Raw genomic sequence first — 16,462 nt, 5'->3', positions numbered from 1 at the left:
GTTGATAGGCCAGATCTGGAAGCCGGGTAACCGGTGGAGGTGACTGGTACTAATAGGCCGAGGGCTTGTCCATATTTGCTCGCGTCCACTGTGTTAGTTCTGAGGCAACGACCGTTGCCGTTTTGAGTAGAACGTATAAGTGAAGAGTGTGCTTGTTCGCTCGAAACCGATAGGGTTTCGGTGGTTATAGCGTGAGGGAAACGCCCGGTTACATTTCGAACCCGGAAGCTAAGCCTTTCAGCGCCGATGGTACTGCAGGGGGGACCCTGTGGGAGAGTAGGACGCCGCCGAACAATCTTTCAGGGCCCTGGGTCCAGCGTTCACGCTGGACCCAGGGTCTTTTTTCTTTGCCAGAGCGCGTGCCTTCGTCGGGTGCGCGAGAATGACCGCAGTACCCGAAGACAGGAGTCACGTCGATGTCCACCAACTCTCCCGACGACCGTCCCGAGCGCGATTCGCGCCGTCGAGACGGTGGTGACCGGGGCGGATTCCGGGGTGGCCGTGACGACCGTGACCGTGGTCCCCGTCGTGACGGGGACCGTGGTGGGTACCGCGGTTCGCGGGATGACCGTGGTGGTCGCCCCAGTAGCGGCGGAGGATATGGCCGCAGGGATGACCGTCCGTCGTTCCGGCGTGATGACGATCGCGGTGGCTACCGCGGTGGGCGCGATGACCGCCGTGACGACCGCGGACCCCGCCGTGACGACCGGCGCGACGACAGGCGGGATGACCGCCGCGACGACCGCTCCGGTGGCGGTTTCCGTCGTGATGACCGTGGGCCGCGTCGTGACGACCGGCGTGACGAGCGTCCGTCGTTCCGTCGCGACGACGACCGTGGTGGTCGCCCCAGCAGCGGCGGATACGGTCGCAGGGATGACCGTCCGTCGTTCCGGCGTGATGACGACCGTGGTGGCTACCGCGGTGGGCGCGATGACCGCCGTGACGACCGTCCGTCGTTCCGGCGTGACGACGACCGCGGACCCCGCCGTGACGACCGTGGGCCTCGCCGTGACGATCGTCGCGACGACAGGCCCGGTGGCGGTTTCCGTCGCGATGACCGTCGTGATGACCGTGGGCCGCGTCGTGACGACCGGCGCGATGAGCGTCCGTCGTTCCGTCGCGACGACGACCGCGGCGGCTACCGCGGCGGGCGCCCCGGTGGGCGGGATCGCGACCGGGACCGCGGTGGACGGCCGGGCGGTGGCTACGGCCGCGGCAGGGACGACCGAGGCGGCTACGGGCGCCGTGACGACCGCGGTTGGGACCGCGACCGGCCCGAGCGCGAGCCGATCAAGCGGCTGCCGATCCCCGAGGACGTCACCGGCGAGGAGATCGACAAGGACGTGCGGCAGGAGCTCCAGAGCCTGCCGAAGGGCCTCGCCGAGGACGTCGCGAAGAACCTCGTCATGGTGGCCAAGCTGATCGACGAGGACCCCGAGCAGGCGTACGGCTACTCCCGCGTCGCGCTGCGGCTGGCCTCCCGGGTCGCCGCCGTCCGTGAGGCCGCGGGCTTCGCCGCGTACGCGACCCAGAAGTACTCCGAGGCCCTCGCGGACTTCCGGGCGGCGCGACGGATGACCGGCAGCGTCGAGCTGTGGCCCGTCATGGCCGACTGCGAGCGCGGTCTCGGCCGGCCCGAGCGGGCGCTGGCGATGGCCGGCGAGGCCGAGGTGCAGAAGCTGGACAAGGCCGGGCAGGTGGAGATGCGGCTGGTCGCGGCCGGTGCCCGGCGCGACATGGACCAGATCGACGCGGCGATCGTGACGCTCCAGAGCCCGGAGCTGGCCTCGAACTCCGTACAGCCGTGGACCGCGCGGCTGCGGTACGCGTACGCCGACGCGCTGCTGGCGGCCGGGCGCGAGGGCGAGGCGCGGGAGTGGTTCGCGAAGGCACTGGAGGCGGACAAGGACGGGTCGACCGACGCTTCGGACCGACTGGCCGAGTTGGACGGCGTGGACTTCGTGGACGCCATGGACCTCGACTACGAGGAGCAGGGCAGCGAAGGAGCTGCGACCGACGCGGGCAGCGACCGTGACGCCGACGGCGACGCGTCCGACGACGTCGACGGTGACGGCCCCGACGCCGACCCGCGCGACGCGAGCTGACCAGTAGCGAGAACCGAACAGGGCGGCCACTCCGACGAGTGGCCGCCCTGTTGCGTTGGTGCGTCGGAGTCACTCCAGCGCGAGGCTCCGCAACACCAGCCCCGTCGCCGGCTTGGGGCCGAACGACGTCGACTTGCGGGGCATCGTGACGCCCTCACGGGCCAGCGCGCGGACCACCTCTTCCCGTACGGGGTGCATCAGCACCGCCGTCCCGCCGTGCCGTTCGGCCTGGGTGACCGCGGCCTGCGCGTCGTGGATGTACGCGATCTGCTCCGGGCCGTCGGGGATCCGCCAGAGCTGGTCCAGCAGCGTGGAGTGCAGCACGGTGGCGTCCAGGGCCCGCCACGCCGCGGGGCGGTCGGCGCGGACCGTGCGCGCCACCAGCTCCGGATCGGGGCGGTCGACCAGGTGGAACGCGCCGTCCCCGGCCAGCAGGAAGGCGTTCCCCTCGGCCGCCGCGTGCGCGAGTTCGTCGAGGGCCCGGGGCAGCGGGCCGTCCAGGTGCCGTACCCGGAAGGAGTCACCCAGCGCGTCCAGGGCCTTCGCGGTCGGCAGGTGGTGCAGCAGTCGGTGGATGGCCCGTACCCGCAGCGGGTAGCGGGCGGTGTCGACGAGCAGGACCAGGCCGTGGCTCCAGGGCCCCGGCTGCGGGTGCTCGGCGCGCAGCCGCAGATAGGTGGCCCAGCGGTGGTGGCCGTCGGCGATGAGGGCCTGCCGGCGGCTGAGGTCCGCGTCGACGCGGGCGAGCGCCGCCGGGTCGGTGAGGGACCACAGGCGGTGGCTGAAGCCGTCCTCCGTCGTGGTGGCCAGCAGCGGCGGGCGCTGGACGGTCTCCTCGATGACGGCGGTCGCGCCGGTCGCGTCGCCGTCCCCGACGTAGGTGAGGAGCAGCGGTTCCAAGTTGGCGTCGGTGGTGCGCATCAGGGCCGCGCGGTCGGCGACGACGTCCGGCATCACGTCCTCGTGCGGCAGGACGACGCCCTCCGCCGGTTCGCTCAGGGCGAGGGCGCCGATGATCCCGCGCTGGAGGACGTCGCCGTGCCGCTGCTCGTACACGTAGAGCGCAGGTTCGGGGTCGGGGGCGAGGACGCCGTCGGCGAGCCAGCGGGCGAGGGTGTCCGCGGCCTTGCGGTGGCGGTCCTCGGGGGTGGCTGCCTGCGGGAGGATGAGCCGCACGATGTTGTGCGGATCGGCGGATTCGAGGTGGTGCAGTCCGTCGGGGCGCACGACGACGTCGTACGGGGGTGAGGTGACGGCGGCGAGTGAGCCCACCCGTTCCGGGACGTAGCGCAGTCCACGGAAGGGGATCAGGCGCAGGCCGTCGTTGGCCGCGGGACCATCGCTCTTCATCCGTGCATCGTATGTGGGTCGGGGCGTGCGCGATGATCGGGGGAGTGACACCGACGTAAGGAGCGTTGACGGATGAGTCCCCTGAACGGGAACCGGTCGGACGGGGCGGATCGGTCGGCCTTGCCGGGCCGGCCGGGCGGGAGCGCGACGCCGCTGTGCACCGCGTACGACACCGCGCTCCTGGACCTGGACGGCGTGGTGTACGCGGGCGGCGCGGCGATCGGGCACGCCGTGGACTCGCTGCTGGCGGCCCGGGACGCGGGCATGCGGCTGGCGTACGTGACGAACAACGCGCTGCGCCCGCCGGACGAGGTGGCCCGGCACATCACCGAGTTGGGGGTGCCGACGGAGCCGGCCGAGGTGATCAATTCGGCGCAGGCGGTGGCCCGGCTGATCTCGGAGCAGGTGCCCGCGGGGTCGCGGGTGCTGGTGATCGGCGGGGAGGGGCTGCGGGTGGCGCTGCGCGAGCGCGGCCTGGAGCCCGTGGAGTCGGCCGACGACGACCCGGCGGCGGTGGTGCAGGGGTACGGGGGGCCGGAGTTGCCGTGGGGGCGGTTCGCGGAGGCGTGCTACGCGATCGCGCGGGGCGTGCCCTGGTACGCGTCGAACACGGACCTGACGATCCCCGGCGCCCGCGGGATCGCGCCGGGCAACGGCGCGGCCGTGGAGGTGGTGCGGATCGCGACGGGGGCCGAGCCGCAGGTGGCGGGCAAGCCGTTGCCGCCGATGCACCGGGAGACGATCCTGCGGACGGGGGCGCGCCGGCCGCTGGTGGTGGGGGACCGGCTGGACACGGACATCGAGGGGGCGTTCAACGGGGACGTGGACTCGCTGCTGGTGCTGACCGGGGTGACGGACGCGGCCCGGCTGCTGGCGGCGGAGCCGCGGCATCGTCCGACGTACGTGGACGCCGATCTGCGGGGGCTGTTGACGTCGCAGCCCGAGGTGACGGGCGGCCCCGAGGACGGGTTCGCGTGCGGGGGCTGGCGCGCTTCCGTACGGGACGGGGCCCTCGTGCTCGACGACGCGGGCTTCGACGGGGACGCGGGACGCGAAGGGGACGGAGGTACGGGCGGGGCGCCGATGGACGGGCTGCGGGCGCTGTGCGCGGCGGCGTGGTCGGCCGCCGGGGACGGGACCTGCACGGCGGACGCCGGCAAGGCGCTGTCCCGGCTGGGGCTGTAGCGCCGGGCCCGGGAGCCGGTCGCAGGGTAGGCTAACCTAACTTTGCGCCGCTCGGCGGGCGGCGGACGGGGGCGATCGGCCGCCCGCCGTCGAACCGCGGGCCCACGATCCAGGAGTACGACCCCATGCAGCGACTCACCGCGGAATCGGTCACCCTCGGCTATGACCGGCGCGTCATCGCCGAGGAGCTGTCGGTGGCGATTCCGGACCGCTCCTTCACGGTGATCGTCGGCCCCAACGCCTGCGGCAAGTCGACCCTGCTGCGCGCCCTGTCGCGGATGTTGAAGCCGGAGCGGGGACGGGTGCTGCTGGACGGGCAGGCCATCCACTCGATGCCGGCGAAGAAGGTGGCGCGGATCCTCGGGCTGCTGCCGCAGACCTCGATCGCGCCGGACGGGATCACGGTGGCGGACCTGGTGGCCCGGGGCCGCTATCCGCACCAGAGCCTGCTGCGGCAGTGGTCGCCCGACGACGAGCGCATCGTGCGCGAGTCGATGGCGGCCACCGGGGTCGGCGAGTTGGCGGAGCGCTTCGTCGACGAGTTGTCGGGCGGGCAGCGCCAACGCGTCTGGATCGCGATGGCGCTGGCCCAACAGACCCCGCTGCTGCTGCTCGACGAGCCCACCACCTTCCTCGACATCCAGCACCAGCTCGAAGTGCTCGACCTCTGCGCCGACCTGCACGAGACGCAGGGGCGCACGCTGGTCGCGGTGTTGCACGACCTGAACCAGGCGGCCCGGTACGCGACCCATCTCATCGCGCTGCGCGACGGCCGGGTGGTGGCCGAGGGCGCGCCCGGGGACGTCGTCACCGCGGAGTTGGTGGAGGAGGTCTTCGGCGTACGCAGCCAGGTGATAGAAGACCCCGAGTCCGGTACGCCCCTGGTGGTACCGGCCGCGCGGCGGCGTACCACCGCAGGCCGTACGGCCGCGGCGGCGCCGTAACGCCGTGGTGGGTACGCGGTGTCGGCGTCTGCGGGTCGTCTGTGGCCGGTCCCGCTGGGAAGCGGCGGCTGCGTCCAGACCGCGCCGGGGACACCTGCGGGCCCTGCGGACACCGCCTTACCGCCCCTCGCGGCGGTCAGAGCAGGGATCTCAGGCGGAGCAGGTCGCGGAAGCCGGCTTCCAGCCGCACCCGGCCCGTCGCCCACGCCTTCGCGAACTCCAACTCGCCGTCCACCAGCGCCACCAGGTCGTCGCCGGTCATCGCGAGCCGGATCTCGGCCTTGCGGCGCGGCGGGCCGTCGTGGACGTCCGCCACTTGGATGCGGCCGGCTTCCAGCCGACCCGTGAAGGTGACGTCCAGGTCCTTGATGTGACAGCTCAGGGAGCGGTCGAGCGCGGTGGCGCTGCGGACGTCGCCCTCCGCCCGCGCCAGGTTGTCACTGAGTCTGCCGAGCGCGCTGCGGCACTCTTCCTTCGTGGCCATCGTGATCGACGTTACCGCAGGGCTTCGGGGTAGCGTCGGGGCATGAACGACTCACCGGCCGACGCACCGACTGCCCCGGCGGCCGACGCACCGATCGACCCGGCAGCCGTCCCGTCGAGCGCCGTGGACCAGGTTCCGCAGCCGGCTCCGGCGCCGGAGCCCGCAGAGCCCGCGCCGCTCGGCGTACCGCGGACCCCCACCGGACACCCCGAGGTGGACGCCCAACTGGAGCGCCTCGCGGACGTCGACCACCTCACGTCCGACGGGCACCTGGAGGTGTACGAGGATGTACACGAGGGCCTGCGCACCACGCTGAGCGCGCTGGACGCCGGCGAGCACGCCCCCTCGCACCGCCCCCCGCACGACCACAGGAGCTGAACCGAACGTGGCAGGAGTCGCCCGTCGCCGTCTCGACGCCGAACTGGTACGCCGCAGCCTGGCGCGCTCGCGCGAACACGCGAGCCAGCTGATCGCCGCGGGGCGGGTGACCGTCGGAGGGAACGTCGCGACGAAGCCCGCGACCCAGGTCGAAACCGCCGCGGCGATCGTGGTCGCCGCGGCGGACGACGACCCCGACTACGTCTCCCGCGGCGGGCACAAGCTCGCGGGTGCGCTGGCCGCCTTCGTCCCGCTCGGACTGCAGGTGGCGGGGCGGCGCGCGCTGGACGCGGGCGCGTCGACCGGGGGGTTCACGGACGTGCTGCTGCGCGCCGGCGCGGCCCACGTCATCGCCGTCGACGTCGGCTACGGACAACTCGCCTGGTCGCTGCAGAGCGACGAGCGCGTGACGGTCAAGGACCGCACGAACGTGCGGGAGCTGACGCCGGAGGCCATCGACGGCGAACTCGTCGACCTCGTCGTGGGCGACCTCTCCTTCATTCCGCTGGGGCTGGTGCTGCCCGCCCTCGTCGGCTGCACGGCTCCGGACGCGGATCTCGTGGTGATGGTCAAACCCCAGTTCGAAGTGGGTAAGGAGAGATTGGGGAGCGGCGGCGTCGTCCGGAGCCCCGAGCTGCGCAAGGAGGCGGTGCGGACGGTGGCCGCCCGCGCCGCGGAGCTCGGTCTGGGAGTCCTGGGCGTCACCGCCAGCCCGCTGCCCGGGCCTTCCGGGAACGTCGAGTACTTCCTCTGGCTCAGGGCGGGCGCGCCCGAGCTGGATCCGGCGGACGTCGATCGCGCAGTGGCGGAGGGACCTCGTTGACCACACCGGCAGTGAACTCACTCGCAGCGAACACACCCGCGGTGACCACGAAACGCACTGTCTTCCTGCTCGCGCACACCGGCCGCAAGGCGGCCGTCCGCAGCGCCGAACTCGTCGTGCAGGGGCTGTTGCACAGCGGTCTGGGCGTACGCGTCCTGGAGGCGGAGGCGGCGGACCTGCCGCTGCCGCCGTCCGTGGAGACGGTGCCCGAGGCCACGCCCGGCGCCCTCGACGGCTGCGAGTTGCTGATCGTCCTCGGCGGCGACGGGACGCTGCTGCGCGGCGCCGAGTTCGCCCGCGCCTCCGGAGTCCCCATGCTCGGGGTCAACCTGGGGCGGGTCGGCTTCCTCGCCGAGGCCGAGCGCGACGACCTCGACCGGGTGGTGAAACGGGTCGTCGAGCGGGCGTACGAGGTCGAGGAGCGGATGACCGTCGACGTCGTGGTGCACCGCAACGGCGACGTGGTGCACCGCGACTGGGCGCTGAACGAGGCCGCGGTCCAGAAGGTGTCGCCGGACCGGATGCTGGAGGTCGTCCTGGAGATCGACGGCCGACCGGTGACCGCCTTCGGCTGCGACGGGATCGTCTGCGCGACGCCCACCGGCTCCACCGCGTACGCCTTCTCGGCCGGCGGCCCGGTCGTCTGGCCGGAGGTCGAGGCGCTGTTGATGGTCCCGATCAGCGCGCACGCCCTGTTCGCCAAGCCGCTGGTGACCTCACCGACCTCGGTGCTCGCCGTCGAGGTGCAGGAGCACACCCCGCACGGAGTGCTGTGGTGCGACGGGCGGCGCACGGTGGAACTGCCGCCGGGCGCCCGCGTCGAGGTGCGCCGCGGGGCGGTGCCGGTCCGGCTCGCCCGGCTCCACCACGCCTCGTTCACGGACCGGCTGGTGGCGAAGTTCGCACTGCCGATCGCCGGGTGGCGGGGGGCACCGCCGCCGCAGTGAGCCCGGCGGGCTCGCCTTGCGGGCGGCGCGCCCGGGCGTCGTGCAGGTTGTCGTGGCTCTTGGGTCCGCGGCCCGGCTGCGACTGCTCGCAGAGGCCAACGCACCCGCAGGGTCGCGGCGCTGGTGTCCGGGGCGCAGGGTCCTCCACGCGGTCGTGGGAACGGCGGCAGCACGCCGATCACCAGTTCTGGTGAAGCCGCGCGGGGCCCTTCGCGGCGGGCGCCCCGGTGGCCACCGGGCCCGGCGGACGGCGGCGGCACGGGGCCGGCGTCGCGCGCCGGAGCCGAAACCTCGTATGGTCGTGTCCGTGTTGGAGGAGATGAGGATACGGTCCCTCGGGGTCATCGACGACGCCGTGGTGGAGCTGTCCCCCGGTTTCACCGCGGTGACCGGCGAGACCGGCGCGGGCAAGACCATGGTCGTCACCAGCCTCGGGCTGCTGCTCGGCGGACGGGCCGACCCGGCGCTGGTGCGCATCGGCGCCGGGTCCGCCGTGGTGGAGGGACGGATCGCGGTGCGGCCCGGTGCGTCCGCGGCCGTCCGCGCCCAGGAAGCCGGGGCCGAACTCGACGAGGGCGCGCTGCTCGTCAGCAGGACCGTATCCGCGGAGGGGCGCTCGCGGGCGCACCTCGGCGGGCGTTCGGTGCCCGTCGGGCTGCTGGCCGAACTCGCGGACGACCTGGTCGCCGTGCACGGCCAGACCGACCAGCAGGGGCTGCTGCGCCCCGCGCGGCAGCGGGAGGCACTGGACCGCTACGCGGGTGCCGCGGTCGCCGAGCCGCTCGTCGCGTACGCCACCGCCTACCGTCGGCTGCGGGCCGTCGTCGGCGAACTCGACGAACTGACCGTCCGCGCTCGGGAGCGGGCCCAGGAAGCCGACTTGCTGCGCTTCGGGCTCGACGAGATCGCGGGCGTCGAACCGCGCGCCGGCGAGGACGTGGAACTCGCCGCGGAGGCCGAGCGCCTGGGCCACGCCGAGGCCCTCGCCTCGGCGGCCGCCGTCGCGCACGCCGCGCTCGCCGGGCACCCAGAGGACCCGGAGGACGTCGACGCCACGACCCTGGTCGCCGGCGCGGGCCGGGCACTCGACGCCGTGCGCGCCCACGACCCGGCGCTCGCGGCCCTGGCCGAACGCATGGGCGAGATCTCCATCCTGCTGGCGGACGTATCCGGCGAACTCGCGGGATACGCGGACAACCTGGACGCCGATCCGCTGCGGCTGGCGGCCGTCGAGGAGCGGCGCGCCGCCCTGACGGGGCTGACCCGCAAGTACGGGGAGGACATCCACGCCGTCCTCGCCTGGGCGGAGCAGAGCGCGGCCCGGCTCACCGAACTGGACGGCGACGACGACCGGATCGACGAGCTGACCGCCGAACGGGACGCCCTGCGCGGTGACCTGTCCGGGCTGGCGCAGGCACTGACGGACGCCCGGACCGAGGCCGCCGCCCGCTTCGCCTCCGCCGTCACCGATGAGCTGGCGTCGCTCGCCATGCCGCACGCCCGGGTGTCCTTCGCGATCCGGCAGACCGAGGACCCCGAGGGCGTCGAGGTCGGCGGACGGACCGTGGCGTACGGGCCGCAGGGCGTCGACGAGGTCGAGCTGCTGCTCGCCCCGCACCCGGGCGCGCCGCCGCGGCCCATCGCCAAGGGCGCGTCCGGGGGCGAGCTGTCCCGGGTGATGCTCGCCGTCGAGGTCGTGTTCGCCGGGACCGACCCCGTGCCGACGTACCTCTTCGACGAGGTCGACGCCGGCGTCGGCGGCAAGGCCGCCGTCGAGATCGGGCGGCGGCTCGCCAAGCTCGCGAAGACCGCGCAGGTCGTCGTGGTGACCCACCTTCCGCAGGTGGCCGCCTTCGCCGACCGGCAACTGCTGGTGGAGAAGACGAACGACGGCTCGGTTACCCGCAGCGGGGTCACCGTCCTGGAGGGCGAGGACCGCATCCGCGAGCTGTCGCGCATGCTCGCCGGACAGGAGGACTCCCAGACCGCGCGCGCCCACGCCGAGGAACTGCTCGCGACGGCCCGAAGCGACCGGTGACCCCGACCGGGCTGAGGCGGCCCGCGGGCCGGGCCGGGGCGCCGACGTGATCGCCGGCCCTGCGGCTGCGGCCGCGCCGCGGCGCGCGTGCGGTGCTGGCGTCTGCGGCCCGTCTGTGGCTTGCTCGCACAGTTCCTCCCGGGACCCCCAGCGCCCCCAAAAACCTCCACCTCCCGCCCGCAGACAAGTGACGGGGGCAGCAAATCAGGGGCGCTGGGGGTCCCCCTCCGTGCCCGCAGGGCACAGGGGGCGGACTGCGCGAGCAACCACGATGCACCCGCAGAAGACAAGCGCTCCCGCAGGGACACGGCGGGGTGGTCAAGGGGCGAACGGAGCGGCAAGCATCCTCGGTGCCCGCCAGAGCGGCGGCACCGTGGAGGGTGCGTGGCTCCGTTGGTGCGGTGGGTTCACCCGTGTGAGTGATACGTGAGTGCGCGGGCCCATGCCCCATACAGGCGCATTGCCGTAACGTCCGTACGGGCTGGCATCCTTGGCGGGTGACACAGCTGCGTACGGTCCAGGTGCTGGGCGGCGGCAGCGCGGGGAGCAGCGCGCACGTCCGGTCACTGGCCTCGGGGCTGGTGGCACGGGGCGTACGGGTGACCGTGTGCGGCCCCGCCGCGCTGGAGCGCGACTACGACTTCCCCGGCGCGGGCGCCCGCTTCGTGCCCGTGCCGCGACGCAGCGACCCCGCGGCGGTGGGGGCGCTGCGGTCGGCGTTCCTCGGCGCGGACCTGGTGCACGCCCACGGACTGCACGCGGGTCTACGGGCGGCGGTGGCCCTCAGCGGCCTGCGGGTGCCGCTCGTCGTCACCTGGCACACCCGCCCCCACGCCGAAGGAGCGCGCGGGCACGTCGTTCGGATGCTGGAGCGGCGGGTGGCCCGGGCCGCCGCGGTCGTCCTCGGCACCTGCTCCGAACTCGTCGACCGGGCCCGTCGCCGCGGCGCGCGCGACGCCCGACTCGCCCCGCTCGCGGCCCCCGTCTCCGCGCGGCGCCCCGACGACGTGGACGGCGACCTCGCAGTCGACAAGGCGAAGGCCGAACTCGGCGTCGTCGACCGGCCGTTGGTGATGACCGTCGGCAGCCTCGTGTCCCACCGGGGTTACGGCACCTTGCTGGACGCGGCCCGCCGCTGGCGGGACCTCGGACTCGACCCGATGCCGCTGGTCCTCATCGCGGGGGAGGGGCGGGAGCGGGCGGAACTCCAACGGCGCATCGACGCCGAAGGGTTGCCGGTGCGGCTGTTAGGGCGCCGGGACGACATCGCGGACCTGCTGGTCGCGGCGGACGTCGCGGTCCTGCCCAGCCGGTGGGAGGCGCGCTCGCTGTTCGCCCAGGAGGCGCTGCGGCTGGGGGTGCCGCTGGTGGCCACGGCGGTCGGGGGCGTGCCCGAACTCGTCGGCACCGCCGCGGAGCTCGTCCCGTACGCCGACGCCGACGCGCTAGCCGGCGCGGTCACCGGGCTGCTGGACGACGGCGCACGGCGGGCGGAACTGGCCCGCGCGGGGCGGGCGCAGGCCGCGACCTGGCAGACGGAGGACGAGATGGTCGCGCAGGTGCTGAGCGTCTACGACGAACTAGCCCCGACCGTCTGACCCCCCGCCCGGCCCCGGAGCGCCTGGAGCACCCGTGCCTCGTGCAGGTGCGCCCCCTGAGTACCGGCGGGCACGGGAGTACCCTCATCGTCCCCCCTTTGGCACATTCGCCGTTAGCATGCCGGCGCATTGGTCTCTGCGGGTGCATCGTGGCTGTTCGCGCAGTTCCCCGCGCCCCTGAAAGTCCTCGCCGTTGCCATGCGGGAGCATTGGCCTCTGCGGGTACGTCATGGCCGTTCGCGCAGTTCCACCCCTACGCCCGGAGGGCGTGGTGGTATCCCCAGCGCCCCTAATGGGCTCCGCCTCCAGCCCGCAAGCTAGGGGCACGGCGAGGGCTTTTAGGGGCGCGGGGAACTGCGCGAACAGCTCACCACCGGGTCGCAGGCGCCACTACCGCGTACTCATCGCGGCGCCATCGCGCCTGCCCAGGCAGCCGAAGCGTGCGTGCCAGCCTCCGGCCAGCCGGGCGCACGCCCTTGGCGCGGCGGCACGCAGGACCGGGCCGCCGAGGGTGTGTGACGGCTCGTCAGGGCAGATGGCGGCGGGCGCGCAGCGCGAGGCTGAGCGCCAGGACCGTCTGCGGGTCGTCGAGGTCCGCACCGAGCAGGTCCGAGATGCGGGCCAGCCGGTTGTACAGCGTCTGACGGTTCAGATGCAGATCGCGCGCGGTCTCCGCCTTGCGACCCGCGTGCGTCAGGTAGGACTCCAGCGTCGGCAACAGCGGCGGCCGGGACGTCGCGTCATGGGCGCGCAGCGGTCCGATCGCCCGCTCCACGAAGGCCGCGAGGTCCGGATGGTCGCGCAGGCGCCACAGCAGCAGCTCGGTGTCCAGGCGCCGGGCGTCGTACCAGGGGCGGTCGGTGAGGCCCTGCGCCGCGGCCGCCGTCTCCGCGGCGTGCCGCAGGCTCGCCGGGACCGACGACCAGCCGACGGCCCGACCCACCACCACGACCGGCGGATGCGCACCCGCCCGCTCCAGGCCGGCGCGCTCGACGCCGGCGCGCAGCGCCGTGGCGATCCGGTCCGCGACCGCCTCCCGGTCCGCTTCCGAGCGCAGCCCGGCCAGTAGCGGCACCCGGCCCTCAACCGGTCGTACGCCCAGCAGCACGGGCACGCCCACCGCCGCCAGCTCGTCCTGCACGGAGTGGGCGAGCGCCGCCCACGTGCCGGCAGGGCCGGCGGGCGGCGAGAGCCGCATCACGACCGGCAGCAGCGGGCCGTCACCCGGCTTGAAGCCGAGGACCCGCGCCTGCGCCGGCGCGTCCTCGACCGCGATGCGGCCCTCGGCGAGGTCGGAGAGGAAGTCGCCCCGGCCGCGCGCGGCCAACTCCTCCTCCTGGCGCGCCTGCATCAGCACCACGGCGAGCAGCCCCGCGGCGCGTTCCGCGGCCATGCGGTGCACGGTCAGCAGCGGGGAGCCGACGGCCGGCAGCACCAGCCGGGCCCGTACCGACGTCGAGCCCTGGCCGCCGCCGGGCACGTCGACCAGGACGGTGCCGGCGGGCGGCGACTGACGCGCCTCCCGCTGGCCGCGCAGCCCCTCCCAGACCTGGAGCGGATCGGCGCCGGCGGGCGCGGCGCCCGGGCCCGCCGCGTACAGCAGCTCGCCGTTCACGGTCTCCAGGAACACCGGGCTGGCGGCGAAGTCCGCGAGGATGCGCAGCACCTGCGGGACCCCGCCGCCGTCGAGCAGCACCTCCGTGCAGCGGCGGTGCACCTCCTCCGCACGCCGCAGCAGGGCGTAGTGCCCGTTGACGATCTCGGTGTGCACCTCTTCGGTGACCGAGACGAACGGGACCTCCCGGTGGAGCTGGACCAGCGGCAGCCCGGCGGTCCTGGCGGTGTCCACGATCGCCGCGGGCAGCCGGCTGAAGCGCGGCCCGAGCTCCACCACGAGCGCGGCGATGCCCCGTTCGACCAGCCGGTTGACGAAGGCGCGCTGCTCGGCGGGTCTGGTGCCCAGGCCCAGACCCGTCGTCAGCAGCAGCTCGCCGCCCTTGAGGAGCGAGGCGATGTTCGGCACCTCGCCGGCGTGCACCCAGCGCACCGTGCGGTGCAGCCGGTCCGCGCCGGCCACGACCTCCGGCAGCCCGGCGCGCAGCCCGGGCAGCTCCAGGGCCCTGCTCACGGTGATGCCGCCCTGGGGCTCCGGTGGGGTCTCCATGGGAACGTGCCGCCTTGCTACTCGTACGACGGATCCGGCTGCTCAGACTTCAGCCACCGTAGGCGCCCGACGCCGTCAACCGCAGGGCCGTGTCGATCAGCGGCACGTGGCTGAACGCCTGGGGGAAGTTCCCCACCTGGCGACCCAGCCGCGAGTCCCACTCCTCCGCCAGCAGACCGAGGTCGTTGCGGAGGGCGAGCAGCTTCTCGAACAGCTTGCGGGCCTCGTCGACCCGGCCGATCATCGCGAGGTCGTCGGCGAGCCAGAACGAGCAGGCGAGGAACGCGCCCTCGTCGCCCTCCAGGCCGTCGACCCCGGCCTCCTCGCCGGCCGTGGGGTAGCGCAGCACGAACCCGTCCTCCGTGGACAGCTCCCGCTGGATCGCCTCGATGGTGCCGATGACGCGCTTGTCGTCCGGCGGCAGGAAGCCCATCTGCGGGATCAGCAGCAGGGAGGCGTCCAGTTCCTTGGAGCCGTAGGACTGGGTGAAGGTGTTGCGCTCCTTGTCGTAGCCCTTGTCGCAGACGTCCCGGTGGATGTCCTCGCGCAACTGGCGCCAGCGCTCCAGCGGGCCGTCGACGTCACCGGCCTCGATGAGCTTGATGGTGCGGTCCACCGCGACCCAGGCCATCACCTTGGAGTGGACGAAGTGCCGGCGCGGGCCGCGGACCTCCCAGATGCCCTCGTCCGGCTCCATCCAGTGCTTCTCCAAGTACTCGATCAGCTTGAGCTGGAGCAGGGAGGCGTAGTCGTTGCGCGCCAGGCCCGTCATGTGGGCCAGGTGCAGCGCCTCGGTGACCTCGCCGTACACGTCGAGCTGGAGTTGGTGCGCGGCGCCGTTGCCGACCCGTACGGGGGTGGAGCCCTCGTACCCCGGCAGCCAGTCCAGCTCCGCCTCGCCGAGTTCCCGCTCGCCCGCGATGCCGTACATGATCTGGAGGTTCTCCGGGTCGCCGGCGACGGCGCGCAGCAGCCACTCGCGCCAGGCGCGGGCCTCCTCGCGGTAGCCGGTGCGCAGCAGCGAGGAGAGGGTGATGGCGGCGTCCCGCAGCCAGGTGTAGCGGTAGTCCCAGTTCCGTACGCCGCCGATCTCCTCCGGCAGGGAGGTGGTGGGGGCCGCGACGATTCCGCCGGTGGGCGCGTAGGTGAGCGCCTTGAGCGTGATCAGGGAGCGGATCACGGCCTCGCGGTAGGGGCCGTGGTACGTACAGTGCTCCACCCACTCGCGCCAGAACTCCTCCGTGGCCGCGAGCGACGCCTCCGGCTCGGGGAGCGCCGGCGGCTGGTGGTGCGAGGGCTGCCAGGAGATCGTGAAGGCGATCCGCTCACCGGGGGCGACCGTGAAGTCGGAGTAGGTGGTGAGGTCCTTGCCGTAGGTGTCGGCGGGGGAGTCGAACCACACCGAGTCCGGGCCGGCGACGGCGACCGTGCGGCCGTCCACCTTGTGCACCCAGGGCACGATCCGTCCGTAGCTGAAACGCATCCTCAGGGCGGAACGCATGGGCACCCGCCCGCTGACGCCCTCCACGATCCGGATCAACTGCGGGGCGCCGTCGCGCGGCGGCATGAAGTCGATCACGCGGACCGTGCCGCGCGGGGTGTCCCACTCGGACTCCAGGACCAGCGAGTCGCCGCGGTAGCGCCGGCGGTCGGCGGCCGGGGGCCGGTCGCCGTCGGCCGGGGCGGGACCCAGTCTCCAAAAGCCGTGCTCCTCGGTGCCGAGGAGTCCTGCGAAGACGGCATGCGAGTCGAAGCGGGGCAGGCACAGCCAGTCGGCTGTGCCGTCCCGGCAGACCAACGCCGCGGTCTGCATGTCTCCGATGAGTGCGTAATCCTCGATGCGCCCGGCCACGTGCATCTCCAGTCGAACGGCCACGTCCGCCCCGTAGGGCGCTTGCTGTGGTCGAGGACGCGTCCTTGCGCGCACGGGGCCCTTCTGACCTGCGGAAATGTGGCTCGAAGCCATCCCGCCCGTCGTCCGTCGCCACCCTGCTCTGATGCGCTTCACGCGCCCCTCGGCATCGCTCAGCAGAGCGAGTGTCCGAGCAGGATACGACGCAGCGGAGGCATCCGCGTGCTGGTCTTGACAACGTGCGTCATCCGAACGGGTGAGCCAAGGGTGAGCAGCAGTTGAGGGCCGGTTCAGAGCGGGGTGAACACGTGATGCACGTCGGGTGGCGGAGCCCGGTGCGGGGCCCTCGTGCAGCCGTCGTACGGCCTTCCCGGGGGTGTCCCGCGGTCGGCGACAGCGGTGCGTGCGCGGACCGTGGCGGGGGGTGCCCGGGCGCGTGGCCGGAAGCGGCCTCCTCGTGGCGCTGATACCCTGGTACCCCGTGGACCGGTGGCCTGCCCGAGGAAGAACCCTCGGGAGACTCAGCCCCGAAACCGCAGCGACGGCACCCCCCGACCCCGAGCGGGTTTCGGTGCGGGCCGCCGGTACGCACCT

At 73.5% G+C, this 16,462-nt stretch carries 13 protein-coding genes and 1 rRNA gene; 10 read left to right on the top strand and 4 right to left on the bottom strand.

Features of this window, described 5'->3' with window-relative positions:
- Nucleotides 1–176 precede the first annotated feature (176 nt).
- From rrf to ACH4E8_RS26580, 3 genes are all read left to right on the top strand, one after another.
- A 5S ribosomal RNA gene (gene rrf, locus ACH4E8_RS26590) occupies nucleotides 177–293 on the top strand.
- A 202-nt stretch (nucleotides 294–495) separates the two neighbouring features.
- Nucleotides 496–1,422 carry a hypothetical protein gene (locus ACH4E8_RS26585; RefSeq protein ID WP_398452546.1) on the top strand — a complete coding sequence of 309 codons (927 nt, stop codon included), beginning with the start codon at nucleotides 496–498 and terminating at the stop codon, nucleotides 1,420–1,422.
- Complete coding sequence (locus tag ACH4E8_RS26580) at nucleotides 1,344–2,105, top strand: hypothetical protein (RefSeq protein WP_398452543.1); 762 nt, start codon at nucleotides 1,344–1,346, stop codon at nucleotides 2,103–2,105. Before ACH4E8_RS26585 ends, ACH4E8_RS26580 begins: the two co-directional genes overlap by 79 nt.
- A 69-nt stretch (nucleotides 2,106–2,174) precedes the next feature.
- On the opposite strand, the gene ACH4E8_RS26575 is transcribed toward ACH4E8_RS26580, so the two are convergent.
- Nucleotides 2,175–3,455 carry a DUF1015 domain-containing protein gene (locus ACH4E8_RS26575; protein WP_398452541.1) on the bottom strand — a complete coding sequence of 427 codons (1,281 nt, stop codon included), beginning with the start codon at nucleotides 3,453–3,455 and terminating at the stop codon, nucleotides 2,175–2,177.
- Between the two features lie 72 nt (nucleotides 3,456–3,527).
- Between ACH4E8_RS26575 and ACH4E8_RS26570 the strand changes: the two genes are divergently transcribed.
- Nucleotides 3,528–4,640 (top strand): HAD hydrolase-like protein, encoded by a 1,113-nt coding sequence (locus ACH4E8_RS26570; RefSeq protein ID WP_398452538.1) that lies wholly within the window; start codon nucleotides 3,528–3,530, stop codon nucleotides 4,638–4,640.
- A gap of 125 nt (nucleotides 4,641–4,765) precedes the next feature.
- Nucleotides 4,766–5,584 (top strand): ABC transporter ATP-binding protein, encoded by an 819-nt coding sequence (locus tag ACH4E8_RS26565; RefSeq protein ID WP_398452536.1) that lies wholly within the window; start codon nucleotides 4,766–4,768, stop codon nucleotides 5,582–5,584.
- A 136-nt stretch (nucleotides 5,585–5,720) separates the two neighbouring features.
- Here the strand turns inward: ACH4E8_RS26565 and ACH4E8_RS26560 are convergent, their stop codons facing one another.
- On the bottom strand, nucleotides 5,721–6,068 hold the full coding sequence (locus ACH4E8_RS26560) for an SCP2 sterol-binding domain-containing protein (RefSeq protein ID WP_398452533.1): 348 nt from the start codon (nucleotides 6,066–6,068) through the stop codon (nucleotides 5,721–5,723).
- Nucleotides 6,069–6,110: 42 nt separating this feature from the next.
- On the opposite strand from ACH4E8_RS26560, the gene ACH4E8_RS26555 reads away from it, so the two are divergent.
- The 5 genes from ACH4E8_RS26555 to ACH4E8_RS26535 all read left to right on the top strand — a co-directional run bounded on the left by ACH4E8_RS26555 (nucleotide 6,111) and on the right by ACH4E8_RS26535 (nucleotide 11,852).
- The gene (locus ACH4E8_RS26555) at nucleotides 6,111–6,446 is read left to right on the top strand and encodes a hypothetical protein (RefSeq protein WP_398452530.1); all 336 of its coding nucleotides are present in this window, start codon (nucleotides 6,111–6,113) and stop codon (nucleotides 6,444–6,446) included.
- Nucleotides 6,447–6,453: 7 nt separating this feature from the next.
- Nucleotides 6,454–7,269, top strand: coding sequence for a TlyA family RNA methyltransferase (locus ACH4E8_RS26550; protein WP_398452527.1), 816 nt, complete (start codon nucleotides 6,454–6,456; stop codon nucleotides 7,267–7,269).
- A gap of 41 nt (nucleotides 7,270–7,310) precedes the next feature.
- Entirely contained in the window at nucleotides 7,311–8,216 is a 906-nt protein-coding gene (locus ACH4E8_RS26545; RefSeq protein ID WP_398452524.1) for an NAD kinase, read from the top strand.
- 295 nt (nucleotides 8,217–8,511) lie between these two features.
- Entirely contained in the window at nucleotides 8,512–10,254 is a 1,743-nt protein-coding gene (recN, locus tag ACH4E8_RS26540) for a DNA repair protein RecN (protein WP_398452522.1), read from the top strand.
- Between the two features lie 497 nt (nucleotides 10,255–10,751).
- Nucleotides 10,752–11,852 (top strand): glycosyltransferase family 4 protein, encoded by a 1,101-nt coding sequence (locus ACH4E8_RS26535; protein WP_398452520.1) that lies wholly within the window; start codon nucleotides 10,752–10,754, stop codon nucleotides 11,850–11,852.
- Nucleotides 11,853–12,378: 526 nt separating this feature from the next.
- Here ACH4E8_RS26535 and ACH4E8_RS26530 read toward each other — a convergent pair.
- Both ACH4E8_RS26530 and ACH4E8_RS26525 read right to left on the bottom strand, forming a co-directional pair.
- The gene (locus ACH4E8_RS26530; protein ID WP_398452517.1) at nucleotides 12,379–14,016 is read right to left on the bottom strand and encodes a PucR family transcriptional regulator; all 1,638 of its coding nucleotides are present in this window, start codon (nucleotides 14,014–14,016) and stop codon (nucleotides 12,379–12,381) included.
- A 49-nt stretch (nucleotides 14,017–14,065) separates the two neighbouring features.
- Entirely contained in the window at nucleotides 14,066–15,874 is a 1,809-nt protein-coding gene (locus ACH4E8_RS26525) for a glycoside hydrolase family 15 protein (protein WP_398452586.1), read from the bottom strand.
- Nucleotides 15,875–16,462: the final 588 nt, after the last annotated feature.

Source organism: Streptomyces sp. NPDC017979, assembly GCF_044328175.1.
Classification (GTDB): Bacteria; Actinomycetota; Actinomycetes; order Streptomycetales; family Streptomycetaceae; genus Streptomyces.
Note: the sequence above shows the minus strand (reverse complement) of the source record. Positions and strands in the feature narration are given on the sequence as shown.